Annotated in this window: 25 protein-coding genes and 1 riboswitch; of the genes, 4 read left to right on the forward strand and 21 right to left on the reverse strand. The window is 70.2% G+C overall.

Annotated features, from left to right (window positions below; translation table 11 throughout):
• Positions 1-99 precede the first annotated feature (99 nt).
• The 18 genes from tolA to IE209_RS23135 all read right to left on the reverse strand — a co-directional run bounded on the left by tolA (position 100) and on the right by IE209_RS23135 (position 14,918).
• Positions 100-1,098, reverse strand: coding sequence for a cell envelope integrity protein TolA (gene tolA / locus IE209_RS23050; RefSeq protein ID WP_229883009.1), 999 nt, complete (start codon positions 1,096-1,098; stop codon positions 100-102).
• 10 nt (positions 1,099-1,108) lie between these two features.
• A complete protein-coding gene (locus IE209_RS23055; protein ID WP_189689261.1) occupies positions 1,109-1,531 on the reverse strand; it encodes an ExbD/TolR family protein in 423 nt (140 codons plus the stop codon).
• Between the two features lie 9 nt (positions 1,532-1,540).
• On the reverse strand, positions 1,541-2,233 hold the full coding sequence (tolQ, locus tag IE209_RS23060; RefSeq protein WP_189689262.1) for a protein TolQ: 693 nt from the start codon (positions 2,231-2,233) through the stop codon (positions 1,541-1,543).
• 34 nt (positions 2,234-2,267) lie between these two features.
• Positions 2,268-2,687, reverse strand: a complete 420-nt coding sequence (ybgC, locus tag IE209_RS23065; RefSeq protein ID WP_189689263.1) for a tol-pal system-associated acyl-CoA thioesterase — start codon at positions 2,685-2,687, stop codon at positions 2,268-2,270.
• The gene (locus IE209_RS23070; RefSeq protein ID WP_189689264.1) at positions 2,684-3,868 is read right to left on the reverse strand and encodes a pyridoxal phosphate-dependent aminotransferase; all 1,185 of its coding nucleotides are present in this window, start codon (positions 3,866-3,868) and stop codon (positions 2,684-2,686) included. Before IE209_RS23070 ends, ybgC begins: the two co-directional genes overlap by 4 nt.
• The gene (gene nusB / locus IE209_RS23075) at positions 3,865-4,407 is read right to left on the reverse strand and encodes a transcription antitermination factor NusB (RefSeq protein ID WP_189689265.1); all 543 of its coding nucleotides are present in this window, start codon (positions 4,405-4,407) and stop codon (positions 3,865-3,867) included. The genes IE209_RS23070 and nusB overlap by 4 nt, the downstream gene beginning before the upstream one ends.
• Positions 4,404-4,883 (reverse strand): 6,7-dimethyl-8-ribityllumazine synthase, encoded by a 480-nt coding sequence (gene ribH / locus IE209_RS23080; protein ID WP_189689266.1) that lies wholly within the window; start codon positions 4,881-4,883, stop codon positions 4,404-4,406. The genes nusB and ribH overlap by 4 nt, the downstream gene beginning before the upstream one ends.
• Complete coding sequence (gene ribBA, locus IE209_RS23085) at positions 4,880-6,016, reverse strand: bifunctional 3,4-dihydroxy-2-butanone-4-phosphate synthase/GTP cyclohydrolase II (protein ID WP_189689267.1); 1,137 nt, start codon at positions 6,014-6,016, stop codon at positions 4,880-4,882. The genes ribH and ribBA overlap by 4 nt, the downstream gene beginning before the upstream one ends.
• Positions 6,013-6,645 carry a riboflavin synthase gene (locus IE209_RS23090; RefSeq protein WP_189689268.1) on the reverse strand — a complete coding sequence of 211 codons (633 nt, stop codon included), beginning with the start codon at positions 6,643-6,645 and terminating at the stop codon, positions 6,013-6,015. Before IE209_RS23090 ends, ribBA begins: the two co-directional genes overlap by 4 nt.
• A gap of 46 nt (positions 6,646-6,691) precedes the next feature.
• Entirely contained in the window at positions 6,692-7,789 is a 1,098-nt protein-coding gene (gene ribD, locus IE209_RS23095) for a bifunctional diaminohydroxyphosphoribosylaminopyrimidine deaminase/5-amino-6-(5-phosphoribosylamino)uracil reductase RibD (protein ID WP_189689360.1), read from the reverse strand.
• Between the two features lie 37 nt (positions 7,790-7,826).
• A complete protein-coding gene (locus IE209_RS23100; protein WP_189689269.1) occupies positions 7,827-9,572 on the reverse strand; it encodes a pilus assembly protein in 1,746 nt (581 codons plus the stop codon).
• A complete protein-coding gene (locus IE209_RS23105) occupies positions 9,569-10,258 on the reverse strand; it encodes a pilus assembly protein (protein WP_189689270.1) in 690 nt (229 codons plus the stop codon). The genes IE209_RS23100 and IE209_RS23105 overlap by 4 nt, the downstream gene beginning before the upstream one ends.
• A 7-nt stretch (positions 10,259-10,265) precedes the next feature.
• Positions 10,266-10,994 (reverse strand): PilW family protein, encoded by a 729-nt coding sequence (locus IE209_RS23110; protein ID WP_189689271.1) that lies wholly within the window; start codon positions 10,992-10,994, stop codon positions 10,266-10,268.
• Between the two features lie 16 nt (positions 10,995-11,010).
• A complete protein-coding gene (pilV, locus tag IE209_RS23115; protein ID WP_189689272.1) occupies positions 11,011-11,505 on the reverse strand; it encodes a type IV pilus modification protein PilV in 495 nt (164 codons plus the stop codon).
• The gene (locus IE209_RS23120) at positions 11,499-12,020 is read right to left on the reverse strand and encodes a GspH/FimT family pseudopilin (RefSeq protein WP_189689273.1); all 522 of its coding nucleotides are present in this window, start codon (positions 12,018-12,020) and stop codon (positions 11,499-11,501) included. The genes pilV and IE209_RS23120 overlap by 7 nt, the downstream gene beginning before the upstream one ends.
• 108 nt (positions 12,021-12,128) lie before the next feature.
• Complete coding sequence (gene nrdR, locus IE209_RS23125) at positions 12,129-12,578, reverse strand: transcriptional regulator NrdR (RefSeq protein ID WP_056902900.1); 450 nt, start codon at positions 12,576-12,578, stop codon at positions 12,129-12,131.
• A 25-nt stretch (positions 12,579-12,603) separates the two neighbouring features.
• Entirely contained in the window at positions 12,604-13,848 is a 1,245-nt protein-coding gene (glyA, locus tag IE209_RS23130; protein WP_189689274.1) for a serine hydroxymethyltransferase, read from the reverse strand.
• A 34-nt stretch (positions 13,849-13,882) separates the two neighbouring features.
• Positions 13,883-14,038, reverse strand: a riboswitch (ZMP/ZTP riboswitch).
• A 34-nt stretch (positions 14,039-14,072) separates the two neighbouring features.
• On the reverse strand, positions 14,073-14,918 hold the full coding sequence (locus IE209_RS23135) for a lytic transglycosylase domain-containing protein (protein ID WP_189689275.1): 846 nt from the start codon (positions 14,916-14,918) through the stop codon (positions 14,073-14,075).
• Between the two features lie 580 nt (positions 14,919-15,498).
• Here IE209_RS23135 and IE209_RS23140 point away from each other — a divergent pair.
• Positions 15,499-19,071: a DUF748 domain-containing protein gene (locus tag IE209_RS23140; protein WP_189689276.1), complete on the forward strand. Its 3,573-nt coding sequence runs from the start codon at positions 15,499-15,501 to the stop codon at positions 19,069-19,071.
• A 73-nt stretch (positions 19,072-19,144) separates the two neighbouring features.
• The gene (locus tag IE209_RS23145; protein WP_189689277.1) at positions 19,145-21,826 is read left to right on the forward strand and encodes a DUF349 domain-containing protein; all 2,682 of its coding nucleotides are present in this window, start codon (positions 19,145-19,147) and stop codon (positions 21,824-21,826) included.
• An 82-nt stretch (positions 21,827-21,908) separates the two neighbouring features.
• Here the strand turns inward: IE209_RS23145 and efp are convergent, their stop codons facing one another.
• The 3 genes from efp to IE209_RS23160 form a co-directional block, all read right to left on the reverse strand.
• The gene (gene efp / locus IE209_RS23150) at positions 21,909-22,463 is read right to left on the reverse strand and encodes an elongation factor P (protein ID WP_145551431.1); all 555 of its coding nucleotides are present in this window, start codon (positions 22,461-22,463) and stop codon (positions 21,909-21,911) included.
• Positions 22,464-22,581: 118 nt separating this feature from the next.
• On the reverse strand, positions 22,582-23,613 hold the full coding sequence (earP, locus tag IE209_RS23155; RefSeq protein ID WP_189689278.1) for an elongation factor P maturation arginine rhamnosyltransferase EarP: 1,032 nt from the start codon (positions 23,611-23,613) through the stop codon (positions 22,582-22,584).
• The gene (locus IE209_RS23160) at positions 23,610-24,509 is read right to left on the reverse strand and encodes a LysR family transcriptional regulator (RefSeq protein ID WP_189689279.1); all 900 of its coding nucleotides are present in this window, start codon (positions 24,507-24,509) and stop codon (positions 23,610-23,612) included. Before IE209_RS23160 ends, earP begins: the two co-directional genes overlap by 4 nt.
• Before the next feature lie 117 nt (positions 24,510-24,626).
• Between IE209_RS23160 and IE209_RS23165 the strand changes: the two genes are divergently transcribed.
• Positions 24,627-25,829 (forward strand): CaiB/BaiF CoA transferase family protein, encoded by a 1,203-nt coding sequence (locus IE209_RS23165; RefSeq protein ID WP_189689280.1) that lies wholly within the window; start codon positions 24,627-24,629, stop codon positions 25,827-25,829.
• Complete coding sequence (locus IE209_RS23170; RefSeq protein ID WP_189689281.1) at positions 25,826-26,803, forward strand: hydroxymethylglutaryl-CoA lyase; 978 nt, start codon at positions 25,826-25,828, stop codon at positions 26,801-26,803. The genes IE209_RS23165 and IE209_RS23170 overlap by 4 nt, the downstream gene beginning before the upstream one ends.
• The last annotated feature ends 16 nt before the right edge of the window (positions 26,804-26,819 follow it).

Raw genomic sequence — 26,819 nt, forward strand, 5'->3', positions numbered from 1 at the left:
TCCCTTTGTAGCCGCTATCAGCTTCGCCTGGGCTTAACTGACTGGCATTGCGCATGCGCGGGCTTTTTCTTTGGGAAACGGGCGCCGTTGGCGCCGCGCTCAGTCCTTGGGACGGAAGCTGATCGCCAAGACGGAGGGCACGCGGCCATCGGTGTCGCGCGGCAGCGTCTCGGTCTTGTCGATCGCGCGCAGCACTGCGTCGTCCCAGGCCTTGTTGCCGCTGGACTTGGTGAGGCGGCGGCCCACGATGGTGCCGTCCGGCGCGGTGCGCACCTCGACCTCGGCCGCGGGATTGCCCGGCACGCTGTCGGGGAACACGATGTTCGGCCGCACGCGCGCCGCGACGCGGCCGCCATAGCTGGCCGACGGGCCCGAGGACTGCAGTGCGCTGCCCGTGGCACCGGGGCCGCCGCTGGCGCCAGCCAGGCCCTGCATGCGGCGGATGTTCTCCTGGCGACGTGCCTCGGCGGCCTTTTCTTCGGCGGCCTTGGCGGCGGCCTGCTTCTGGGCCTCGGCCTTCTTCTGCGCTTCAGCGGCCTTGCGTTCCTCGGCTTCGGCCTTCTTCTGCGCCTCGGCCTTCTTCTGGGCGTCGAGCTTCTTTTGCGCCTCGGCCTTCTGCTGCGCTTCGCGCTTGGCCTCGGCCAGTTCTTCCTGGCGCTGCTTCTCGGCCGCCGCCTTCTTCTGCTGCTCGCGCCGCTCGGCCAGTTCGCGCTCGCGCTCCTTGCGTTCGCGCTCCTGCTTCTCGCGCTCCAACGCGATCTGCGCGTCGCGCACGCTGGTGTCCGGCGGCGGTGCGACCTTGGGCGGCGCAGGCGGCGTGGGCGGCGGCTCGACCTTGGGCTGGGGCTTGGGCGGCTCGGGTTCGGGCTGTACGGCAGGTGGCTCGACGGCGCGCGGCGCGGCCTGCTGGCGCACGGACGACCAGATCTCGGCTTCCACGGCCGGCATGTCCTGCGACTTCCAGTGCACGCCCCAGGTCAGCGCCGCGATCAACAAGGCGTGCGCGATCAGCGCCAGGCCGATGGAACGCAGCAGGCCGCCCTGTTCCGGCGGCGCGAGGCTGGACGGGTCCATCGCGGCGTGGGTCAGCGTGGCCATGGTGCGTGCGTCACTGGCCGCCGAGTTGGACCGACAGGCCCACGCGCGCGATGCCGGCGCGCTGCAAGGCGTCCATGGCCTTGACCACGGTCTCGTACTTCACGTTGCGGTCGGCGCTAATGACCACGGGTGCATTGGCGTCGCCGCCCTGGGCCTGCTTGACGGCGGCGGCCAGCTCGCGTTGCGAGACCGTCTGGGTGACCGCGTCGCCCTTGACCTCCAGCCGCTCGTCCTTGGCGATCACCACCTGGATCACCTTGTCGGGCTGGCGACCGGCCTTGCCCACGCTGGGCAGATCGATCAGGCTGGGCGTGACCATGGGCGCCGTGACCATGAAGATGATCAACAGCACCAGCATCACGTCGATGAAGGGCACCATGTTGATCTCGTTCATGGTGCGGCGGCCACGGCCGCGCGAGACGGTGGCGGGCATGGACGCTCCTCAGTGGCCCGACGCGGATTGCGTGGCCACGTTGCGCTGCAGGATGTTGCAGAACTCTTCGATGAAGGTTTCCAGCCGGATCGCGGTCCGGTCGATGTCGCGCGCGAAGCGGTTGTAGGCCACCACCGCCGGGATGGCGGCGAACAGGCCGATGGCCGTCGCCACTAGGGCCTCGGCGATGCCTGGGGCCACCGTGGCCAGCGTGACCTGCTGCATGCTAGCCAGCCCGGTGAAGGCGTGCATGATGCCCCAGACCGTGCCGAACAGGCCCACATAGGGCGAGACCGAGCCGACGGATGCCATGAACGACAGGTTGGTCTCGACCACGTCCATCTCGCGCTGGAAGCTCGCGCGCATGGCGCGGCGGGCGCCGTCCATCAGCGTGCCGGCGTCGGTGATGCGGCGCTCGCGCAGCTTCTGGTATTCGCGCATGCCGCTGGCGAAGATGCGCTCCATGGGGCCCGCGCTCTTGGCGTTCTGCGTGGCGGCGGCGTAGAGCTCGTTGAGGTTGCTGCCGGACCAGAAGTCGCGCTCGAACTCCTCGTTGAGCGCATGCACCTTCTTGAGCGCGAACAGCTTGCGAAAGATCGCGGCCCAGCTGGCGACGGACACGCAGACCAGCAGCGCCATCACGAACTGGACGACGAAGCTGGCGTTGAGCACCAGGTGCAGGATGGACATGTCCTGGGTCATCGGGGACTCCGGACGAAAGGGCGCAAGGTCAGCGTCATGGATGTTCGAGCACGTTCAAAACCGAGGGCGGGATTCTCGCAGGGCGCATCGTGTCGGCCTGGACCCAGCCGATGCGGATGCTTCCCTCGCACAGGACGGGCCCGCCGGGTGCCGGGCCTGCCAGCACCTGCTGAGCCAGTAAGAGCGAGGCGGCGCCAAAACGTTCCACGCGCACCGTGACCAGAAGTTCGTCGTCCAGCCGCGCCGGGCGTTGGTAGCGCACCTGCGTGTCGCTGACGACGAACATGCCGCCAGTCTCCTCCTTCAAAAGGCGCTGGCCGATGCCGCGCGCGCGCAACCATTCGGTGCGGGCCCGCTCGAAGAACTTCAGGTAGTTGACGTAGAACACGATGCCGCCGGCATCGGTGTCTTCCCAGTACACGCGCACCGGGAAGTGAAAGACAGACGCTGTCATGCGAGCAGGCTGCGCAGGCGCGCCACGGCTTCCTGCAGGTGGGCCATGGAGCTGGCGGTGGAAAAGCGGATGAAGCGGCCGGTGTCGGCCTGGCCGAAATCGCGGCCTGGCGTCACGGCCAGGTGGGCCTGGCGCATCAGCGCGAACGTGAGGTCCCAGCTGCCCTGCACGCCGAGGCGTTCGCAGGCTTGCGAGCAGTCGGCCCAGGCGTAGAAGGCGCCGTCGGGCATGACGGGGACCTTCAGGCCCAGCGCGTCGAGCGCAGGCACGAAGTAGTCGCGCCGCGCGCGGAACTCGGCACGCCGCTGCTCGTACAGCGCAATGCTCTCGGCCTCGAAGCAGGCCAGCGCGGCATGCTGGGCCACCGTGCTGGCACAGATGAACAGGTTCTGCGCCATGCGCTCGACCACGGGCACCAGCGCCTCGGGCACGACCAGCCAGCCCAGCCGCCAGCCCGTCATGTTGAAGTACTTGGAGAAGCTGTTGATGCTGACCACGTCTTCGCCCAGCGCCAGCGCGCTGCGGCCGAAGGTCGGGTCGTAGGACAGGCCCAGGTAGATCTCATCGACGAGCGTGATGCCGCCGCGCGCCTGGACCTGGGCGTGGATGCGGGCCAGTTCATCCGGCGCGATCGAGGTGCCCGTGGGGTTGGATGGTGAGGCCAGCAGCACGCCGCGCGTCTGCGCGTTCCAGGCCGCGGCGACCTTGTCGGCGCTGAGCTGGAAGCGCTCGGCCGCCGTGGTCGGCAGCAGCACGGCGCGGCCTTCGGCGGCGCTCACGAAATGGCGGTTGCAGGGGTAGCTCGGGTCCGGCATCAGCACTTCGTCGCCGGCCTCGATCAGCGCCAGGCAGGCCAGCTGCAGCGCGGCGGAGGCACCGGCCGTGACCACGATGCGGCGCGCCGGCACCTGCACGCCCAGGCGTTCGGCGTACCAGGCGCTGATGCGCTCGCGCAGCTCGGGCAGGCCGGTGGCCTGGGTGTACTGCGTGCGGCCGTCGTGCACGGCCCGGGCGGCGGCCTCCTGGACCAGCGGCGGGGCCGTGAAGTCGGGCTCGCCGATGTTCAGGAACACCATGGGGTGCGAACCGCCGGCCACTTCGCGCGCGAGCGCAGCGGCCTCCTTGGCCACCTCCATCACGTAGAAGGGCTCGATGGCCTGGGCCCGGCGCGAGATCCTCATGCGGTCGGCTTCTTCTTGGCGCGGTCGGCCTCGACCTCAGTGGCACGCAACTGCGGCGACAGGCCGTTCAGGATGCCGTTGACGTACTTGTGGCCATCGGTGCCGCCGAATTCCTTGGCCAACTCGATGCACTCGTTGAGCACTACGCGCCAGGGCACGTCCGGGCAGTGGCGCATCTCGTAGATGCCGATCCACAGGATCACATGCTCGATGGGCGAGATGCGCTCCATGGTGCGGTCCAGCAAGGGCTCTATCAGCGCGTCCATCTGGCCGGCTTCGGCGATGCAGCCGTGCAGCAGGGCGTCGTAGTGCACGGCGTCGGCCTTGTGGAAGCCCGACAGGTCGCGCGTGAAGACGTCGATGGCCGTGGCGTCGTTGCCGCCCACCACATGCTGGTACAGCGCCTGCAGCGCAAACTCGCGCGCACGGCTGCGCGGGTTCTTGGCCGCAGCCTTGCGCGCGCCGGTGGCCGTGCGGCCGGTGCGGGTCTGGTGGCCCTGCGGCGTCTCGGGGACGCTGTCGTCTTGGGGTTCGGTCATGGGCGCAGTTGTTCGAGCAGGCGTGCCATCTCGACCGCCACGCGGGCCGCGTCGCGGCCCTTGTCGGTCTGGCGGGCCACGGCCTGCTCCATGTTTTCGGTGGTCAGGATGGCGTTGGCGATCGGGATGCGGTGGTCCAGCGCGATGCGGCTCACGCTGGCGCCCGATTCGTTCGCCACGAGTTCGAAGTGGTAGGTCTCGCCGCGCACGATGCAGCCCAGCGCGACCAGCGCGTCGTAGCGGCGCGAGGCGGCCATGGCCTGCAGCGCGATCGGCACTTCCAGCGCGCCGGGCACGGTCTCGTGGCGGATTTGCTCGGCTGCAACACCCAGCGCGGCCAGTTCCTGCTTGCAGGCGTTGGCCAATGCGTCGGTGATGTCGGCGTTGAAGCGGGCCTGCACGATGCCGATGGACAGGCCACGGCCCTCCATGCGCGGGTCGTTGCCGGCGAGCTCGCCCTGGTTGGCGCCTTTCATGCGTGTTCCTTGTCCTGGCCGGGCGTCAGGTAGCCCGTGTTTTCGAGGCCATAGCCCGTCATGCTGGGCATGCGGCGCGGGTTGCCCATGAGGCGCATGCGCTGCACGCCGCAGTCGCGCAGGATCTGCGCGCCCACGCCGTAGGTGCGCAGGTCCATGCGGCCGCGCTCGGGGGCCTGGGCGGCGCGCGCCGTGCCTTCGAACTGGGCCAGCAGCTCGGCCGCGCTCTCGCCGCAGTTGAGCAGCACGGCCACGCCGGCGCCCTCGCGCGCGATGTGCTCCAGGCTGGACGGCAGCGTCCAGGAGTGCATGGAGCGGTCGACCTCGAGCAGGTCGAGCGCGGACAGCGGCTCGTGCACGCGCACGGCGACGCTGGTGTCCGGGCTCCAGCGGCCCTTGACCAGGGCCAGGTGCACGCTGGCGCTGGGCTTGTCTTGGTAGGCGTGGGCCGTGAACGGGCCGTAAGCCGTCTGGATCTCGCGGCTGCCCACGCGCTCGACCAGCGATTCGGTGCGGCTGCGGTACTCGATCAGGTCGGCGATGGTGCCGATCTTGAGGCCGTGCTGGGCGGCGAACAGCTGCAGGTCCGGCAGCCGGGCCATGGTGCCGTCCTCGTTCATGACCTCGCAGATCACCGAGGCCGGGCTGCAGCCAGCCATCACGGAGAGATCGCAACCGGCTTCGGTGTGGCCGGCGCGCATGAGCACGCCACCGTCCACGGCTTGCAGCGGAAAGATGTGGCCGGGCTGGACCAGGTCTTCGGCGCGCGCGTTCGGCGCCACCGCGGCCTGCACGGTGCGCGCGCGGTCGGCGGCCGAGATGCCGGTGGTCACGCCCTCGGCCGCTTCGATCGACACCGTGAACGCGGTGGAATGCTTGGCGCCGTTGCGCGCCACCATGGGCGGCAGGCGCAGGCGCTCGCACAGTTCGCGCGACAGCGTGAGGCAGATCAGGCCGCGCGCATGGCGGGCCATGAAGTTGATGGCCTCGGGCGTCACATGGTCGGCGGCCAGCACCAGGTCGCCTTCGTTCTCGCGGTCTTCCTCGTCCACGAGGATGACCATGCGGCCGGCGCGCAGCTCGGCCACGATGTCCTCGACCGGAGAGATCGGGGCGGGGGAGAGGGATGTCATGCGTTGTTGTCCTTGCCCAGCCGCAGCATGCGTTCCACGTAGCGGGCGATGGTGTCGATCTCGAGATTCACGGGCGAACCCGGGCGCAGGTCGCCGAGGGTGGTGTGCTCCACGGTGTGCGGGATCAGGTTGATGCGGATGACGCAGCCGCCCGCCACGTCCTCGACCGCGTTGACCGTGAGGCTGACGCCCTGCACCGTGACCGATCCCTTGTAGGCCATGTAGCGGGCCAGTTCGGTCGGTGCCAGGATGTCCAGCGCCCAGCTCTCGCCAACCTGCTCGAAGCGCTGCACATGGCCCAGGCCGTCGACATGGCCCGAGACGATGTGGCCGCCGAGCCGGTCGTGCGCGCGCAGGGCTTTCTCGAGGTTGACGCGGCCGACATCGGCCAGGCCCGCGGTGCGGGCGAGCGATTCGGCGGAGATGTCGACCGTGAAGCGCAGTGCGGGGGCGTCCAGCGTCGTGACCGTCATGCACGCGCCATTGAGCGCGATGCTGTCGCCCAGGCCCACGTCGTCGAGGTAGCCGGCCGGGGTCTCGATGACGAGCCGCTTGCCGTAGCTGGAGGAGCTGCCGAGGTCGTGGACGGCGGCGATGCGCCCCACGCCGGTGATGATTCCCGTGAACATAGCCGCGCATTTTCGCAGGCTTTGCGCCTGCGCCGGGCGCGTGGGGTCAGAACCGGTCGCGGCCAGGGACGCGCGCGAGGATGCGCAGGTCCTTGCCAATGCGCTCCACGGCGCCCCATTCCAGCGCCTGGGCCTGGGCCAGGTCGCCCAGCGGTCCCAGGCGCGCCATGCCCATGCCCTGGCCGATCAGCTTGGGCGCGAGGTAGACCAGCAACTCGTCCACCAGGCCCTCGCGCAGCAACGAGCCGTTGAGCTGGGTGCCGGCCTCCACGTGCACTTCGTTGACCTCGCGGGCCGCCAGGTCGCGCAGCAGGGCAGCCAGGTCGACCTTGGCCGCGGTCTGCGCAGTGGAGCCAGGCAGCCGGACGACGGTGGCGCCACGCGCGCGCAGCGCGTCGGCCTTGGCTGCGTCCTCGCTGGCGGTGTAGACGAGCAGTTGGCGCTCGGGACCGAACAGCCTGGCCGTCAATGGCAGCTGCAGCCGGCTGTCGACCAGCACCAGGTGGGGCTGGCGCGTGGTCGGTACCAGGCGCACGTCGAGTTGGGGATCGTCCTGCAGCACCGTGCCGATGCCGGTCAGCACGGCACAGGCACGCGCGCGCCAGGCATGGCCGTCGGTCCGGGCCGGCGTGTCGGTGATCCATTGGCTGCGGCCATCGTCCAGCGCCGTGCGGCCGTCCAGGGAGGCGGCGATCTTCATGCGCACCCAGGGCTGGCCGCGCAGCATGCGGCTGAAGAAGCCGATGTTGAGCGCGCGCGAGGCGGCACCGCCCGGCCCGCATTCGACCGCGACGCCGGCGGCGGCCAGCCGTGCCAGGCCTTGGCCTGCCACCTTGGGATTGGGATCCTCGCAGGCGGCGACGACGCGCGCGACACCTGCGGCGATCAGCGCATCGCAGCAGGGCCCGGTGCGGCCCTGGTGGGCGCAGGGTTCCAGCGTGACCCAGGCGGTGGCGCCGACCACCGAGTGGCCCTGCGCCTGTGCATCGCGCAGGGCCATGACTTCGGCATGGGGTCCGCCCGCCTGCTGCGTGAAGCCGCGGCCCAGCACGCGGCCCTGGGCGTCGCTGAGCACGCAGCCCACGCGCGGATTGGGATTGGACAGGGTCAGCGCCTGTTCGGCCAGCGCCAGTGCCTCGGGCATGAAATCGGGGGTCACGCCCCGGATTGTCGGAGATTGCTCAGGGCTGTTCGCGCCAGCCGGCCCGCGCGCCCGAGGTCGTGCCGGTGCGCAGCACCAGTTGTTGGCCGGAGGCGGAGCGCAACAGGGCGTCGCGGTGGCCGGCGCGGCGCGACAGCCAAGCTGGCCCGGCCGGCGCGCTGGCCATGGCCAGCGGCTGCACCTGCAGAGCGGTGTCGTCCTGCACGAAGGGCGGCTGGGCCGGCGGCATGCCGGTCAACAGGTTCAGCACCGACACCCAGCTGCGCCCCGCGTTGCGCGGCCCTGCGCCGCCGGCTGGCGCCACACTGCGCACCAGCAGCTTGTAACCCTCGAAGAGCTGCGGGTTGTGCAGCACGCGCTGGCCGGGATGCGGCAGATCGATCCACCATCCGCGCGACCGTGGGGCGCCCTCGGGCTGGGTGAGGCGCTGGACGCGGTGGTACGCCGTACCTTGCGCGGCGCCGGCTTCGCCGTAGGCCAATGCGCTCAGCGTATCGGGACGCCGGCAGGCAACTTCGTCGGGCTGCAGCGGATCGGACGGGCCGAGGTCGTGCAGGCCGTACAGCGATTGCGTGTCGGTGCTGGCGCTGTCCTGGTCCAGCAGGTGGCGGCCGGTGCCGAATGCCAGCATCCATCCGCCCTGGGGATGCGGCTGTGCATAGGGCGCCGTGGTGATGGGCTGGCGGCGGCCCTGCGCATCGCAGGCGGTGAAGACGCGGTTGGCGCGCCAGCTGCTTTCGGCACCGCCGAGGTCGAAGCGCCACAGCTGCCCTTGCAGATCGCCGGCATAGGCCAGGTCCACGCGGCCATCGCCGTCGGTGTCGAGCAGTCTGGGCATGGCCAGGCCGTTGGCGCCCGCGTAGGCGCATGGTGCATCCGCCATGCAGGGCGACAGGCGCAGCAGCTCGCGGGCCTGGTCGAGGTATTGCACGAGCAGGGCCGGCCGGCCCGCGCCGCTGAAGTAGCCGTTGCCGATCACGAGTGCCCAGCGGCCGTTGGCCATCTGCACAATGTGGCGCGCGCGGTTGGCGTTCGCGTCGTCGAGCACCGGTGGTGCGTGCAGCTGACCGATGTCGGCATCGGTGCCACCGGTGGTGTCGGCGACGACGAGATCGGCCTCGCCGGCCGAGGCGAAGCGGTCGGGCGCGCCCACGTCGAGCACCAGGTAACCCCGCCCACCCGTGCCGAGACCGGCGACGAGCAGGCTGCGCGGTGCGGCCTGCGCGCCCAGAGGAACTTCGCCACCGAACAGCGGGCCGTCGACAGCCGCCGTGCCCGCCCGGCGCTGTAGCCCGCGCGGCACGTAGGCCAGCAGCTCGCTGCCATCGTCGGCAGCAAACCCGTGCAGCATGCCGTCGGTGGCGCCAGCGTAGACCATGGCAGGGCGTGCCTGCGCGCCGCCACGCCCCGCGACGAACCACAGGTTGGCGTTGCGTACCGCCCCCAGGGGCACATTGCCATACTGCGCGGCCAGTGCGGTCCAGGCGACGCTGCGGCGCTCAACGCCCGCGCTGGCCAGAACGCGCGATGCGGCACTGAGGGCTTGCAGCTGGTTGGCAGCGCTCCAGCGCGGATGGCTGGCCGCAGGGCTGTCGAAGGCTTGCACGTCGCCGCTGGCGCCGTCGTTCCAGCCGACGAAGAGTTGCTGGCTCTGCGTCGGGCTGCCCGAGGCGGTGACGACCGTGCTGGGCTGCGGCTCGGCGATGGCGTTGGCCGCGCAGGCGGCGAGCAAGGCGGCGCAAACACGCCAAGGCAGCGGTTTCATTGCAGCTGGCTCCTTGGATAGGGCACGAACAGGCTCCTGAGCACGACCTGCGTACCGGGCTTGCGGCCTTCTGCCAATGCGGTGATGCGGTAGACGAAGGGGCGTGCCGGATCCGGCACGGCATGCTGCAGGCTGGCGGGCACGCTTGCTTCGCTGCGGAACAGGAAGATCTCGACCCAGTACCAGCCGCGCGCGCTGGATGGCGGCGTTGCGCCATCGCTGCCCGCAGTGAACTGCCCCAGGTGAGCACCAAGCGCTGGCGGCAGCGCACCGGTGTCGGCCAAGGCCTGCAAGCTGCTGGGCGCGCAGATGCCATCGCGGCAAGGTACGGCTGCGCCGACCTGGAGCAGGGCGCGCACCTCGTCGAACTCTTCGGTGTCCTGCGGGAAGTAGGGGGCTGTGGCGATCGATGTCGTGCCGCGTTCCCGGCAGCCGACGAAACCGCTTGCCGTGCGCTGCGGCTCCGCAAGGCTGGGGCGGCAGGGCGCATCGCCACGGCGGCCGAGGATGTCGGCCTCGGCGTCCAGCAGCAAGGCCTCGGCCAGCGCCTGTGCGCGCAGGCGGTCGGACTGGTGCCCGGCGACCATCTCGTGCAGCAACCCGGCGCGTGCGCTGGCCAGCACCGCCAGGCCAGCAAGCACCAGCGCCACCATCACGCTCAGCAGGGCAATGCCACGTTCTTGCATGCGGACCTCACTGGCCGGTGGACTGGATGTTGCGCAGGTGGAACGTGGCGTAAGCCACGCGGCGCAGCCGACCGTCTGCAGCCTGCTCCACGCCCTGGCAGTTGCGCACGCCGGTGGTCTGTGGATGGTGGCCTTCGCTGCGCAATTGCAGGCAGACCTGGACGGCAGCCACGTCGGCCCACCGATCTGCCACGCCATCGGCATCGACGAACTGGAACTGGTCGCCGCCCGAGCTGGTCGTGCGGATGCCGTAGACCACCTGGAAGTCCTCCACGCCATCCACGATGACCTGGCTGCCGCTGGCGGCTTGCGCACCCAGACAGCGCAAGCTGCCGTTGGTCACGGAAAAGCGGCTGTCCATGCGGATGCCTTGCGTTGCAGCGTCCGGGCGGTTGCCGAGGCAATCGTGCGCCTCGCCGTTGTCCTGGTAGCTGGCGCTCAACGTGTCCGGCTTGCCTGGGCCGCCGTTTTCGCCCTGCACCGGATAGCCGCTCGTCGCATAGCCGTCGAACGCGGGGCTGAAGCGCACGCTGCCGTCGGTGTTCTCCACGAGTTCGACGGCGCCGGCCTGGCGCAGTTGCAGTCCAATGGTGCGCAGCGCGGTGTCCGCCCGCTGCTGCAGCCGGAGTGCATCGCCATGGATGGTGGCGCTGGCCTGCACGAATGCCAGCGTTCCCATGGCCGTCAGCACGACGCCCATGCCCACCGCGAGCGCCACGACGAGTTCGAGCAGCATGCGGCCGCTTTGTCGCTCAGAATGGGACGTAGGTGACATGGCAGTTGCGCTGGGCCGGGCAATCGAAGCCCGTCGGTGGCGGCAGGGCGCTCGTGCTGCCTGAGCGCCAGGCGATCGCGATGCCCATCTGGCGACCGCTTCCGGCCGCAGCAAACACGTGGGCGTCGCTGCCGGGGAGCGCCTGCGCCAACGCGTCGCGCCATGCGGACAAGTCGGCGCGTGCCAGTGTGCTGCCCGGGCACGGCCCGCTGCGGCAGTCCGCCGAGGCCGGGCGCTCGCCCCAAGCCAGCTGGTAGTCGCCGCTCGCAGTTGCGCTGCGGTTGAAGAGCATCCGGTCTGCGAGATCCTCGGTCAGCAGAACCGCCATGCTGCGTGCGGCGCTGTCGCGGCCATCGGCCAGGTGACGCGCCTGGGTCCACGCGAGCGCACCGATGCCGGCCGACAGCACGAGCATGGCCACCAGCGATTCCAGCAAGGTGATGCCGGCCTGGCGTGTGGGACGGCTCAGCATGTGGTCGTCCCTGTGAGGGTGCGCACGCGTCCTGTGCGGTTGATGCACAAGACGGTGGTCGAGGGTGTGGCTTGCGCCGATGGAGCGATGATGAACTTGTGGGCGACGAGCACGGGCATGCCGCTGCGGCTGAACGCCATCGCCGGCCCGCCGCCCGCGTGCGTCAATCGCACGCCAGGCGGCAGTACGAAGCTCTGCAGTGGCTGCGCTTCGGCCGTCTGCACATCCCATCCGCAATCCCAGTCGTGCAGGGTGGCCAGGCGTGCCCCGCAGTCGGTGCGCCGTTGCAGCACGACGGGCGCGTTGCGCCGCACCGCTTCCCAGCGGGCCCATTGCATTGCGGCCGCCAGTTCGGTGCGCACGGTCGCGACGCGCTGGCGCAGGATCTGGTTACGCCACGCGGGCCCTGCCAGCGAAACCAGAACACCGGCGATCAACAGGCACACCATGGTTTCGACCAAGGTGAGGCCGGCAACAGCGCTGGGTGCGCCAAAACGCGAACGGAAGAACCTCATGACCACCTCTCAGCGCCAACGGCACGGAGGCAGTCTACGGATGCAATTGCTTACAAAGAAGAAGCAAAATTCACGACCGTGCACTTTGCATACGATCCGTGAATTTCTCTAGCGTTTGACTTCGTCGACCAGGGTCTTGAATTCTTCGATGTCGGCAAAGCTGCGGTAGACGCTGGCGAAGCGCACATACGCCACCTTGTCGAGCTTCTTCAACTCGCGCATGACGAGTTCGCCGATGGACTGCGACGGGATCTCGCGCACGCCCAGGTTCAGCAGTTTTTCCTCGACACGCTCGATGGCTGCGTCCATCTGCTCGGTGCTGACAGGTCGCTTGCGCAGCGCCAGCGCGAAGGACGAACGCAGCTTGGCCGGCGAATATTCGGTGCGCCGGCCATCCTTCTTGACCACTGCCGGAAAGCTGACTTCGGCGCGCTCGTAGGTCGTGAAGCGCTTGTCGCAGCCGGCGCAGCGCCGGCGGCGGCGGATGAAGTCGCCATCCTCCGAAACCCGGGTCTCTGCGACCTGGGTTTCGGCATGGCCGCAGAAGGGGCACCGCACGGCGGACCTTCGCTTGGCCTCTGGTTCAGCGGTAGACCGGGAAGCGCTGCGTCAGTGCCGCGACCTTGGCACGCACCTGCGCCAGGTTGGCTTCGTCGCGCGGCTTGTCCAGCACGTCGGCGATCAGGTGGGCGGTGGCATGGGCCTCGTCCATGCCGAAGCCGCGCGTGGTCATGGCCGGAGTGCCGACACGCACACCACTCGTGACCATCGGCTTTTCCGGGTCGTTCGGGATGGCGTTCTTGTTGATAGTCATGTGGGCTGCGCCCAGCACGGCCTCGGCTTCCTTGCCCGTGATGCCCTTGGCGCGCAGGTCGACCAGCATCACGTGGCTTTGCGTGCCGCCGCTGACGATGCGCAGGCCGCGCGACGTCAGCGTCTCGGCCACCACGCGGGCGTTGTCGAGCACGCGCTGCTGGTAGGCCTTGAACTCGGGCGTCAGCGCTTCCTTGAAGGCCACGGCCTTGGCCGCGATCACGTGCATGAGCGGGCCGCCCTGCAGGCCGGGGAACACGGCGCTGTTGATGGCCTTCTCGTGCTCGGCCTTCATGAGGATGATGCCGCCGCGCGGGCCGCGCAGGCTCTTGTGCGTGGTGGAGGTCACGACGTCGGCATGCGGCACAGGATTCGGGTAGACGCCCGCGGCGACCAGGCCGGCGTAGTGCGCCATGTCGACCATGAAGATCGCGCCCACGTCGCGTGCCACCTTGGCGAAGCGTGCGAAGTCGATGTGCAGGCTGTAGGCCGAGGCGCCGGCGATGATGAGCTTCGGCTTGGTTTCGTGCGCACGGCGCTCCATCGCGTCGTAGTCGATCTCTTCCTTGGCGTTGAGGCCGTAGCTCACCACGTTGAACCACTTGCCGCTCATGTTCAGCGCCATGCCGTGGGTCAGGTGGCCACCTTCGGCCAGACTCATGCCCATGATGGTGTCGCCGGGCTTGAGGAAGGCCAGGAACACGGCCTGGTTGGCCGAGGCTCCGCAGTGCGGTTGCACGTTGGCAGCGTCCGCGCCGAACAGCTGCTTCACGCGGTCGATGGCCAGTTGCTCGGCCACGTCCACGAACTCGCAGCCGCCGTAGTAGCGGCGGCCGGGGTAACCCTCGGCGTACTTGTTGGTCAGCTGCGAGCCCTGCGCAGCCATGACGGCGGGCGAGGCATAGTTCTCGCTGGCGATCAGCTCGATGTGGTCTTCCTGGCGGCGGTTCTCGGCCAGGATGGCGGCGTACAGCTCGGGGTCGGTTTGTTCGATCAGGATGTTGCGGTCGTACATGGCAGTCCTCAGAGGTATGGCCTTGTATCAGTACAAGGGCTGCCCAGGCGAACGGCTGAACGCGGGGGATCACGAGGATCCTGCGGTACGCTTCCCAGTGGTTGTCGAGGAGCTTGTGAAAGTCCGGCGGTTCCACGTCAGCATGCGGTCTGCGCTTGACCGTTGCCTATCGCCAGTTGCGTACGGGCGCTAGTGTAGCCGAGCCATGGGCCCGGCTGCCCGCATCAGGAAGCGCTTTGAGACAGCGACAGCAGCGTGTCGTCGGCCTTGGTCTGTACCGGATCGACCTGCGGCTCGGTGGCCGGCGCAGCCGCGGGGATCACGCGCGGCTCGGGCGGCGGCAGCGTGCGGCCGGTCGCCACCTGGAACAGCCGGGCATGTTCGGCCAACACCTTGAGCGCGTAGTTCTGGCCCTGCTCGCCCAGGCCGTCGCCGACGTAGTGCCGCAGGCCACCTTCGATGGAGCCGGCGCGCGCGATGCACTCCTGCAACACCTTGACCCCGACCTTGAGGTTGGTGACCGGATCGAAAGCCGCCAGCGTGCCGCCGAAGCGGTCGTACTTGGCGGTGTGCACGCGCGTCATGACCTGCATCAGGCCCTGGGCGCCCACCGTGCTTTGTGCAAACGGGTTGAAGCCGGACTCGACCGCCATGATCGCCAGGATCAGCGTCGGGTCGAGCTTGGTCTGGCGACCCACCTCATAGGCTTCCGCCACCAGCGCGCCGAGCGGCTCGGGCGCGACGCGGTACTTCTTGCTGAGCCAGAACGCCACGGCAGCCTGCTGCTTGGGCAGCTCGGCCGGGTTGGTGGCGGTGGCGCGCTCGATCGCGCCGGGCTCGGACGGTTGCCAGGCGGCTTCGGTCGTGGCGATGTGGCGCTCCTGCAGCCAGCCCATCAATTCCACTTCCGCCGACTGGCGCAGGTCAGGACGTGCGAGTGCCGTGCCGGCGCACACCACCACGACCAGGCCCAGCAGGGCGAAACCGTTGTGGGTGATCTCGAAGAACCCTTGGGCGACGTCGGACGCGAACGTCCTCAGCCCTTGCCCGATGTTCTGTAAAAGCTCCATAGCCTTCCTTCTCTCAGAAGCCCGCCGCCACGGCGCACAGCTGTGGCGGAAGGCTTGTCGATCGGATGGGGTCCATGTCCGGAATCGCGGTGTCCTGCGGAAGGATGCGACTCATGGCCTAGCGGCACTACGGGAAAACCCCAGGGGCCCCTGTAGGGGCTGGCGGATTCTAGAAGTGGCTTTAATAACAAGTCAAGAATATAAACTCTAATCTTTATTATTTTTTGGGATTACAAAAGTGGAGCGGACGGGCGGTTTGTGTCAACACAAACGCATCAATGGCGAACACTTTTGTCATTGAAACGCGCGCTTTGCCAGGGGCGGTGGTGGCGACTAGAGTGAAGGCGCTTGCCTGACAGCGAGCATTCCTCCGGTAGGAGCAGTTCCGCGGCATTCGTGCCAAGGGTTGCAGCCCCGGTACCTCTCGGAGGCAATACCTTGCCTCCATCGCACGGCAGGACATCGACCTCCAGCCTGCGAAAACGGCGGCGAAAGACGATGAGTCCGCTGCCCGGCCCGGCGCCCAGGATCTTCCTGGCGCCGGGCTTTCTTGTCGGTGCCGGCGCAGTAGGATGCCGGCATGTTCGCAGCGCTCCGCTCCCGTCTTCCCCTCAGGCTGCAGCGCCTGGCCCTGGTGCTCCTCGCCCTGGCTTTTATTTGGAGCGCCGGCATGCTGTGGGTGCCCTGGCTGCTCAAGCCCCAGGCCGAGCGCGCCATCGGCGAGGCGCTGGGCCGCAGCGCCCGCATCGGAGAGGTCGAGTTCCGTCCATGGAGTCTGGAGCTCACGCTGCAGGACCTCGCGGTGCGGACCCAGGACGGCACCGGCGACCAGTTGCACGTCGCGCAGATCTATGTCAACGCCGCGCTGGCCTCGCTCTGGCGTCTGGCACCCGTGCTCGATGCGCTCGAGGTAAGCCAGCCGCGGCTGCAGCTGCGTCAGCAGTCGCCGGGGCACTACGACATCGACGACATCATGGCGCGCCTTTCAGCACCGTCGGACAAACCACCGGGCGAGCCGCCGAAGTTCGCGCTCTACAACCTGGCGCTGACGGACGGTGCGGTCGAGTTCCAGGACGAGGTGGTGGGCCGCCAGCACAGCCTGCGCGGGCTGCAGCTGGGCCTGCCCTTCCTGAGCAACCTGCCGGCCGACCGCGAGATCCTGACCCAGCCGCGGCTCGCGTTCACGCTCAACGGCAGCGCCTTCGACTCCTCGGCGCAGAGCACGCCCTTCCTGGACTCGCGCAAGACGGCGGCGCACTTCGCCATCCGTGGCTTGGACGTGCAGCCCTACCTGCCGTACTGGCCGCAGGGTCTGCCGGTCAAGCTCCAGGCCGGCGTGCTCGAAGCGGACCTCGCGCTGGAGTTCGAGCAGACACCTGCTGCCTCCGTGGTCGTCAAGGGCCAGCTGGGCCTGCATGGCCTGCAGCTGCAGGACGCGAGCGGCGGCGAGTTGCTGCAAGTCGAGCGCATGGCGCTGGACGTGGCCGAGTTGCGCCCGTTGCAGCGGGTGCTCCGGCTGGCCTCCGTGGAGATCGACGCGCCGCAGCTGCGGGTCGAGCGCGATGGCGCTGGCCGGCTGAACCTGTTGCCGGCTGCGCCGGCATCCGCCGAACCGGCGCCAGCCGCCGAACCGGCGACCCCAGCGCCGGCCTGGTCGGTGGTGGTGGACAAGGCCGCACTGCAGGGTGGCCGCATCGCCTGGCGCGACCAGCTGGCATCGCCTGGCGGGCCGCCCGCCGAGCTTTCGGTGGACCAGCTGACGCTGGCGCTGCAGGAACTGGCCTATCCCTTCGCCCAGCCCATGCGCCTGCAGGGCTCGGCCCGCATCGGCGGCGCAGCCGCACTGGCCTTCGATGGGAGTGCGACGGACCAGGCTGCGGAGCTGAAGGCCACGCTGGACAAGGCCCCGCTGGAACTGGGCGCGTCCTACCTGGCGGCCGTGCTCAAGCCGCGCCTCAAGGGGGAGTTGTCGGCGCGCCTGGGGCTTGCCTGGAAGGCCGAGGGTAGCCTAGTGCTCAACGCCGAGCAGCTCAGCGTTGCGCAAATCGCACTGGCCACGGCCGAGCCCACCGACATCCGCAAACTGGACCTGCGCGACGTCCGCGTCGATCTGTCCAACCGGTCGGTGGACGTGGGCCGTGTGCAGCTGGAGCGGCCGCGCGTGGCGCTGGCGCGCGACGCCAAGGGGCGCTGGATGTTCGAGGACTGGCTGGTGCCTGCCCGCGCCGAGCCGGCGCCGGCCCAAGCCGCTGCCCCCTGGCGTGTCGGCCTGCGTTCCGTCGAGGTCGACGAGGGCGCCCTGGGCTATGCCGACCAGTCCGCGGCCAGGCCCGTCGCGCTGTCCGTCTCGGCGCTCAGGTTGCGCGCCGGCCCGTTGCAGCTCGACCAGCGTGGGCGCGCGGTGCCCGTGGAGCTCGCGGGCGCCGTCGCTGCCGGCAAGACCACGCCGGGCAAGCTGTCGCTGCGCGGGCAGCTCGCGCTGGAACCGCTGACGCTGCAAGCCGACCTCGATCTGCAGCAGCTGCCGCTGCATGCGCTCGAGCCCTACTTCGGCGAGGCGCTCAATGTGCGGTTGCAACGCGCCGACACCAGCTTCAAGGGCAGCCTGCGCTACGCGGCGCAAGGCGGCGGCCCGGCGCTGCGCGTCGCGGGGGACCTGGGCATCGACGACCTGCGCGCGCGACAAGGCGCCGGCGACACCGCGCAGGACGGCGCCGCGCGCGACCTGCTGAGCTGGAACACACTGCGCCTGCGCGGCCTGGCGCTCGAGATGGCGCCCGGCGCGGCGCTCGCGCTGACGGTGAACGAGACGGCGCTCAGCGACTTCTATGCGCGCGTGATCGTCGACGAGACCGGCCGCATCAACCTGCAGGATCTGGTCAAGACCGCGCCCGCGGACGCCGCGGCCACCGCCGCGCCAGCGGCCCCGGCGCCCAACATCCGTTTCGGGCCGATCCAGGTGCAAGGCGGCCGCGTGCTGTTCTCCGACCGCTTCGTCAAGCCCAACTACACCGCCAACCTGACCGAGCTGCAGGGCCGGCTCAGCGCCTTCGATTCGGCCGGCGCGGCCGGTGGCCAGCCGGCCATGGCCGATCTCACCCTGCGCGGCCGGGCCGAGGGCACGGCTTCGCTGGAGATCGACGGCAAGCTCAACCCGCTGGCCAAGCCGCTGGCGCTGGACATCCGGGCCAAGGTGCGTGACCTGGAGCTGCCGCCGCTCTCGCCTTACTCCGTCAAGTACGCCGGCCACGGCATCCAACGCGGCAAGCTCAGCGTGGACCTGCATTACGAGGTGCTGCCCAACGGCCAGCTCACGGCCAGCAACAGCCTGGTTCTCAACCAGCTGACCTTCGGCGATCCGGTGCCGGGCGCGCCGGCCAGCCTGCCGGTGCGCCTGGCCACGGCCCTGCTGGCCGACCGCCATGGCGTGATCGACCTGAACCTGCCGATCCAGGGCTCGCTGAACGACCCGCAGTTCAGCCTCGGCCCTGTCATCCTGAAGGCCATCGGCAACCTGATCCTCAAGGCCGTCACGGCGCCGTTCAGCCTGCTGGCCAGCGCCTTCGGCGGTGGTGGCGAGGAGCTCGGCAAGGTGTCCTTCGCACCCGGCGTCGCCACGCTCGACAAGGAGGCCGAACAGCAGCTCGACAAGGTCGCCCGGGCGCTGGGTGATCGGCCGGGCCTCAAGCTCACGGTGATCGGCACGGCCAGCCCCGAGGCCGAGCGCGAAGCCTTGAAGCGTGCCCGGCTCCAGCGCATGGTGCAGGCCGAAAAGCGCCGCGAGGTCGTGGCCGCGGGCCAGCCGCTGCCGGCCCAGGGCGCCGGTGCGCCGGCCACCGTGGTCGGCGCGGAGGAGTATCCGGCGCTGCTGAAGTCGCTGTACGCCCGCTCCGAACTGACCGACAAGCCGCGCAACGCGCTGGGCGTGGCCAGGGAACTGCCGGTGCCCCAGATGGAGGCGCTGCTGCTGGCCGACATGCAAATCTCCGACGACTCCGTGCGCAACCTGGCCGTGCAACGCAGCGTCGCCGTGCGCGACTACCTGGCCGCGCAGCAGATTCCGCTGGATCGCCTGTTCCTCGGCGCGCCGCGTTCCGTGGCGTCCGAAACCGGATGGACGCCGCGCGCGGAGCTGGAGCTGGCCACGCCCTGAAACCCCGCGCGGCGGCACCGGGCGCAAAAGCAGCGAAAATGGCGGGCTTGGCGCGCCGGCCGGTGCGCCCCTCATGGATCCTGCGGCCGCCCCTGCCTGGGCGGCCGCTTCTTTTCGCAGAACACCCGTGGTGACAACGACTCCTTCCAAACCCCATGACCCCCAGGCACTGGACGCCCTGACCGGCGGCGCTTTCACCGCGCCGACCTCGGGTGAGCGCGCGGCGCGCATCCGCGAGTGGCTGGCGGGCAATCCCGACGCCGAGCTGATCCAGCAGGTGTTCCAGGAACTCAGCGTGCGCGACCGCGGCGCTGCCAAGCCGCTGCGCGAAAAGCTCGATGAGATCAAGCGCGCGCGCGGCCAGGAGGCCATCGCCGCCGAATGGGCCGCCAAGGCCCAGGCCTTGCTGGATCTGCCGCGCCTGAACATCGCCGACGCCATGGCCTGGCAGCGTGACGCGGCCAAGGCCGGCGCGCCGCTGTCCAAGGAACCCTTGTCGGTCCTCAAGACCCAGCTGTCCGAGCGCGTGCGCGGTATCGAAGATCTGCAGCACCGCGTGCAGGTGCAGCGCGAGGCCGCCGTGCTGCTGGCCCAGCGCATCGAGGTGCTGTCGACCAAGCCCTGGCAGGATGCACTGGCTGCGCTGCCCGCCCTGCGCACCGACGTGGCCGCCTGGCAGGAGCAGGCCGACACGCTGGCGCAGGACGCCAACTGGGCCAGCGTGGACGGCAAGTTCCCGCCGCTGCTGGACGCCTCCAAGGCGCAGCTGCTGGTGGTCTGGGACGCCTTCCAGGCCGCGCTGGAGCAGGCCCGTGTGGCCTCGGAGAACGCCGAGGCGCCGCTGCCACCCGTGCGCGTCTGGGCCGATGCGCTGCGCCTGGCGCGTGGCGAGGTGCTCGAGCCCGCCGCCGCGCCGGCCGCGGCCCCCAAGCCGGCCCGTCCCGCCGTCGACCCGGCGCAACGCGAGCAGGCCGAGGCCCGGGTCAGCGAAGCGCTGGCCAAGCTGCAGCAGGAAGTGGCCGAAGGCCACGGCAAGGCCAGCAGCGCCGCCGCGGCCGCGCTGCGTGCCGTGCTCAAGGACCATGGCCGTTACGTCAGCGACAAGCTCGAAGCCGAAGTCCACACTGCGCTGGTCTCGGCCGGTGAACTCGAAGGCTGGCAGCGCTGGCGTGCCGACCAGTTGCGCGAAGAGCTCGTGATCAAGGCCGAAGGCCTGCTCAAGCGGCCCGAGGGCCACGCACTGGGCGGCCGCAAGATGCAGGAAACGCTGCGCCAGATGCGCGAGCAGTGGAAGCAGACCGACCAAGGCGGTGCGGCCAACCATGCGCTGTGGAAGCGCTTCGACGAAGCCTGCAACGCGGCCCACAAGGTCGTCGAAGAATGGCTGGACAAGCGCAAGACCGAAGCCGCCGAACACAAGGCGCAGCGCCTGGCGCTGCTGGAGGAGCTCAAGGCCTGGGGCGCCGCGCATGCCGGCAGCACCGACCTCAAGGAGCTCTCGCGCGGTCTGCACCAGTTCGAGAACCGCTGGCGCGATGCCGGCCACCTGGGCGAAAAGGCCTTCGCCGAGCTGCAGAACCAGTGGAAGCAGGCGCTGCGCGAAGCCGGCGCACCGCTGGAGCAGGCGCAAAAGGCCAGCGTGGAGCGCCGCCAGGCCCTGATCGAGGAAGCCAAGCAGATCGGTGCCGCGCCGCAGCTGCGCATCGACGCCGTCAAGGCGCTGCAGCAGCGCTGGCAGTCGGAGGCGCAAAGCGTGCCGCTGGAGCGCAAGTTCGAGCAGAAGCTCTGGGATGCCTTCCGCAAGCCGCTGGACGAAGCCTTCCAGCGCAAGACGCAGGAGCGCGAGAAGTCGGCCGCCGCCATGAGCGAGGTCGACCGGGCCGTGCTCGAGGCCTCGCGGGCACTGGAGACGGCCAACGCCTCGGGCGATGCGCAGAAGATCCGCGCTGCGATCGCGGCCCTGGAAGCCGCCACGCGGGGCCAGGCCGCGGCGCAGGCCGCTGCCGCGGCACCTGCCGAGGCAGCGCCGGCGCCGGCTGCTGCCGCGGACACCCCGGCTGCCGATGCCCAGGCCCCGGCAGAGGCTGCGGCCGCTGCGCCAGCGCCGGCCCCCGCACCGCGCAAGCCCGTCGTGGCCATGCGCGGCGACGACCGACCGGGCATGCAGCGTGCGCAGCCCGCACCCGCCGGCCGTGGCCGCTTCGGCGACCGCGACGGTGGCCGTGGCCGCCCTGGCGAGCAGCGCTTCGACCCGCGCCGCGACGACCGTGGCCCGCGTCCCGAGCGCGGCCCGCGCCTGGGCGACACCGCCTTCCGCGCCCAGCGCGAGGCGCTGGAGCACGCCCAGGCCGCGCTGCGCAAGCTGGCCGCCCAGGCCCATGGCGAGGTGCTCACCGGCCTGCTGGGTGCGTGGGAACAACGCGCCGCCGACCAGGTCCCGACGGCACAGGCGCTTGGCCATGGTGTGACACCGGCCGTGCGCGGCCAGTGGGTGCAGAGCATCGCGGCCCCGGCCGGCAATGCCGATGCGGCCCGCGAGGCCCTGCTGCGCATGGAGATCGCGGCCGACGCGCCGACCCCGGCCGACCAGGTCGCGGCCCGCCGCATGCTGCAACTGCAGTTGCTGACGCGTCGCAACGATCCGTCGCCTGCGGAAACCTGGGCCCAGGACGCGGCCAAGGTGTTGGCCAGCCCCTACGAGGCCGGCACGGCGCGCCGCATGCAGAACGTGCTGAAGGTGCTGCTCAAGCGCTGATCCGCCGCCCTGACCTGCGCTTTCGGGCGCAGGCAACAAAAAAGCGCCCGAGGGCGCTTTTTTCATGGGAGGGACCGCTCGCTCAGACGCGCTTGCGGTACTCGCCCGTGCGGGTGTCGATTTCGATGCGGTCGCCCTGGGAGACGAACAGCGGCACCGGCACTTCGAAGCCGGTGGAGATCTTGGCGGGCTTGAGCACCTTGCCCGAAGTGTCGCCCTTGACGGCCGGCTCGGTCCAGGTGATCTCGCGCTCAATGCTGGTCGGCAGTTCCACCGAGATGGCCTTGCCGTCGTAGAACACCACTTCCAGCGGCATGCCGTCTTCCAGGTAGTTCAGTGCGTCGCCCATGTTCTCGGCTTCGACTTCGTACTGGTTGTACTCGCTGTCCATGCAGACGTACATCGGGTCGGCAAAGTAGGAGTAGGTGCACTCCTTCTTGTCCAGCACGATCTGGTCCATCTTGTCGTCGGCCTTGAACACCACTTCGGTACCGAAGTTGGCGATCAGGCTCTTGAGCTTCATGCGCACGGTGGCCGAGTTGCGGCCGCCGCGGCTGTATTCGGTCTTGAGCACGACCATCGGGTCCTTGCCGTGCATGATCACGTTGCCGGCGCGGATTTCTTGAGCGATCTTCATAAGCGTTCTGCGGAGAGGTTGGGTGGCCCGGGACGCCCATGGTTGCGGGGCCGCCGGGGCGCAACCCTGTACTCTGTGGGCTGCGTCAAGATTGCGAAATTTCGCAAAGCCCGCGATTTTATCGCTTTTCAGTGGCGAAGGCGTGCAACTGGCTCACGAGGTCGGGTTGCGCGAGCAGGCTCTGGCGGGCCGATTGCACGCAGGCGCGCCATTCGGCCAGCAGGGCGGGGCCCAGCGGCGGCAGTTCGGGCGCGGCCAGGCCGTTCCAGGCGGCGTGGAAGGCGCGCAGCGAAGGCGGGGCCTGCAGCCAGTCCAGGAAGGCCTGCAGCTTCTCATGGTGCGCGCCGTCGTCCTGCGGGTAGATCTGCCAGACGAAGGGCCGGCCGGCCCACAGCGCCCGCACCAGCGAGTCCTCGCCGCGCACGCAGTTCAGGTCGCAGGCCCACAGGAGTTCGTCGAAGGCCGGTTGGGGCCGCGCGGTCAGCCACCGTGGGGCCAGGCCGGCGGGCGGGGGCAGGGCGCGCACGGCGGCGCTTGCCCGTCCGGGCGTGACCAGCAGCTGCGCACCCGCCTGCGCCACCCGGGCGAGCAGGGAGGCCAGCGCGGGCGGCTCGTAGCAGAACAGCGAGACGGCCAGCGCGCCGTCCGCCAGGCCGTGGTCGTGGCGCCAGGCCCGGGCGTCGAAGGCGGACTGGCGCTGCAGCAGATCGGTCTCGCGCAGCAGCCCGCCCGTGTCGGGCGTGAACCCCGGGTAGTAGAACCAGCGCGTGCGGCCCGCGGCCGGCCCGGCCATGAGCGGCGAGGGCAGGGCGTGGCAGCGCGCCACGTAGGCTTCGGCCGAAAGGTATTCGAGGTTGATCCAGACCGGCGGCCGGGCGGCCTGGCCGAAGGCTTGGAGCCAGGCCAAGGGTGGCTCGCAGCCGAAGGCCTCGACCACGACCTCGCCAAGGCCGCCGGCCGGTGCGGCCTCGGGCCAGGGATGGACCTGCACGCCGGCCTGGCCCTGCGGCGCCATCCAGGCCAGCGCGCTGGCATCGTCGCACCACAGCCGGACCCGTTCGCCGCGCCGCGCCAGGTCTGCCGCCAGGCGCCAGCACACGCCCAGGTCGCCGTGGTTGTCGACCACGCGGCACAGGATGTCCCAGGTCATGCCCTGTCCTCCGCGCCGGCCTGCAGATGCTCGACCAGCAGCCGTGCCGCGCCACTGGGCACCTCGTCCGCGCGCAGGCACAGCATGAGCCGGCGCCGCGCCCAGGGCGCATCGAGCGCGACGAGCCGGATCGACAGCGCGTCCCGGTAGATCTGCGCGCTGCCGCGCGGCAATACGCCCAGGCCCATGCCGGCGGCCACCATCAGGCACAGCGCGTCGTAACCCGAGACCTGCATGCGCAGGCGCAACGGCATTTCCGCCTCGGCGGCGGCGCGCTGCAGCTGGTGGTGGATCGCGCTGCCCGGGTGCGTGGCAACCAGTTCGTGGGTCAGCACCTCGGCCATGGACACCTGTCTGCGCCGGGCCAGCGCGTGGCCGGCCGGCACCGCCAGCACCAGCTCGTCGGTGCGGTAGGGCAGAAGGCGCAGCTGCGTGCCATAGGCGCCGTCGTTGAGGATGCCCAGGTCGGCCGCGTTCTCGGCCACGCTGCGCGCGATCGCGCTGCTGATCTGCTCCTGCAGCTGCACCTGTACGCCCGGGTGCCTGGCCATGAAGCCCTGCAACTCGCCCGGCAGGAACTGGGTGATGGCCGAGATGTTGGCCACCAGACGCACCTGGCCGCGCAGGCCGCTGCCGTACTCGCGCATCTGCAGCGCGATGCCGTCCAGGTCGTGCAGCACGCCGCGCGCGAGGTTCAGCAGCGCCCAGGCCGCGTCGGTGGGCTGCATGCCGCGGTTGCTGCGCGCGAACAGCTCCACGCGCAGCTGCTGCTCGAGCTCGGCCAGGCGCCGGCTCGCGGCCGAGGGCGCGATGTGCTCGCGCGCGGCCGCACGCGCAATGGCGCCTTCTTCCATCGCGGCGACGAACAGGCGCAGGGAGACCGGGTCCAGCTTCATGGTCCGCGATCGTAGCCGGCCATGCCGGATCGCGATGGCGGCTTCGCGCATCGGGGTTTTGCGCCGGCGCCGGCCTGGCGCATGATGCGCGCCGTTCGCAACGCAGGAGACGAGACGATGGAAAGCGACAAGCCGCTGGCGCTGGCCGGTGTGCGGGTGGTCGAGATGGGTCAGCTGATCGCCGGCCCGTTCTGCGGCAAGACGCTCGCAGAGTTCGGCGCCGACGTGGTCAAGATCGAGGCCCCCGGCGGCGGCGACCCGCTGCGCAACTGGCGCATGCTCAAGAGCGGCACCTCGGTCTGGTGGCAGGTGCAGTCGCGCAACAAGCGTTCGCTCGCGCTGGACCTGCGCCAGGCCGAGGGCCAGGCCATCGCACGCAAGCTCATCGCCGAGGCCGACGTGCTGATCGAGAACTTCCGCCCCGGCACGCTGGAGGGCTGGGGCATGTCGCCCGAGGAACTGCATCGCCTGAACCCGGGCCTGGTCATGCTGCGCATTTCGGGCTACGGCCAGACCGGGCCCTACCGCGACATGCCCGGCTTCGGCGTGGTCGGCGAGGCCATGGGCGGGCTGCGCCACCTGACCGGCGAGCCCGGCCGCGTGCCGGTGCGCTGCGGCATCTCGATCGGCGACACGCTGGCCGCGCTGCACGGCGCCATCGGCGTGCTGACGGCGCTCTACCACCGCAAGGTCCACGGCGGGCAGGGCCAGGTCATCGACGTGGCGCTGCACGAGGCGGTGTTCAATTGCATGGAGAGCCTGATCCCCGAGTACAGCGCCTTCGGCGCCGTGCGCGAGGCGGCGGGCAGCGCCTTGCCCGGCATCGCACCCAGCAACGCCTACCCCTGCACCGACGGCTGGGTGCTGGTGGCCGGCAATGGCGACAGCATCTTCAAGCGCCTGATGGCCGCCATCGGCCGCGACGACCTGGCCACGGCGCCCGACCTGGCCGACAACGCGGGCCGCGTGGCGCGCGTGGCCGAGATCGATGCGGCCATCGGCGCCTGGACCGCGGCGCGCACCGTGCAGCAGGTGCTGGATGCGCTGGGCGCGGCACGTGTGCCGGCCGGCAAGGTCTACACCGCGCGCGACATCGCCGAAGACCCCCACTACCGCGCACGCGACATGCTGCTGGAGCAGACCACGCGCGACGGCGACACGCTGACCGTGCCGGGCATCGTGCCCAAGCTCTCGGCCACGCCGGGGCGCATTCGCACCAGCGCACCGCGCCTGGGCGACGACACCGACGCGGTGCTAGCCGAGGCCGGGCTGACGGGCGAACAGATCGCGCTGCTGCGCGCCAAAGGAGTGATCGCATGACCCAGGACATCTGGCAGGGCGCCGGCCGGCGCATCCACATCCAGGAGGTCGGCATGCGCGACGGCCTGCAGATGGAGCAGGCCTTCGTGCCGACCGACGAGAAGATCGCGCTGGCCAACGCGCTGTCGGCGGCTGGACTCGCCAAGATCGAGGTCACCTCCTTCGTTTCGCCCAGCGCCATCCCTGCGTTGCGCGACGCGGAGATCGTAATGCGCGAGATCACGCGCGTGCCCGGCGTGGTCTACACCGCGCTGGTGCCTAATGTGCGTGGGGCCGAGCGCGCCATCGAGGCCCGCACCGACGAGCTCAACCTGGTGATGTCCGCGAGCGCCACGCACAACCTGGCCAACCTGCGCATGACGCAGGAGCAGTCCTTCGCGGCGCTGGCCCAGGTCGTCGCCACGGCGCAGGCGGCGGGCGTGCCGGTCAACGTCTCCCTGTCCTGCGTGTTCGGCTGCCCGATGGAAGGCGATGTGGCGCCCGAGGCCGTGTTCGGCTGGGTGCAGCGCTTCGTCGACCTGGGCGTGGCCGGCATCACGCTGTGCGACACCACGGGCATGGCCTACCCCTCGCAGGTGCAGCCGCTCGCCGCGGCGGCACGGGCGCGCTGGCCCGCGGTGCTGTTCACGCTCCACTTCCACAACACGCGCGGCATGGGTCTGGCCAATGTGCTGGCCGGCATCGCGGCCGGCGTGGATTGCTACGACACCTCGCTGGGCGGCCTGGGCGGCTGCCCCTATGCGCCAGGCGCGTCGGGCAACGTCTGCAGCGAGGAGATCGTGCACGCGCTGCAACTCATGGGGTACGACACGGGCGTGGACCTGGCGCAGCTGATGTCCGCGGCCCGCCGCCTGCCCGCGCTGATCGGCCACGAGCTGCCGGGCCAGATCGTCAAGGCCGGCCGCCGGCTGGACCTGCACCCGGTGCCGGCGGACTTCGAAGCGACGCGCGCCCGCGCACTGGCGCGCGCCTGATGGTTTTTCGACAACG

Origin of the sequence: Pseudorhodoferax aquiterrae (assembly GCF_014652235.1) — a bacterium.
GTDB lineage: Bacteria > Pseudomonadota > Gammaproteobacteria > Burkholderiales > Burkholderiaceae_C > Pseudorhodoferax > Pseudorhodoferax aquiterrae.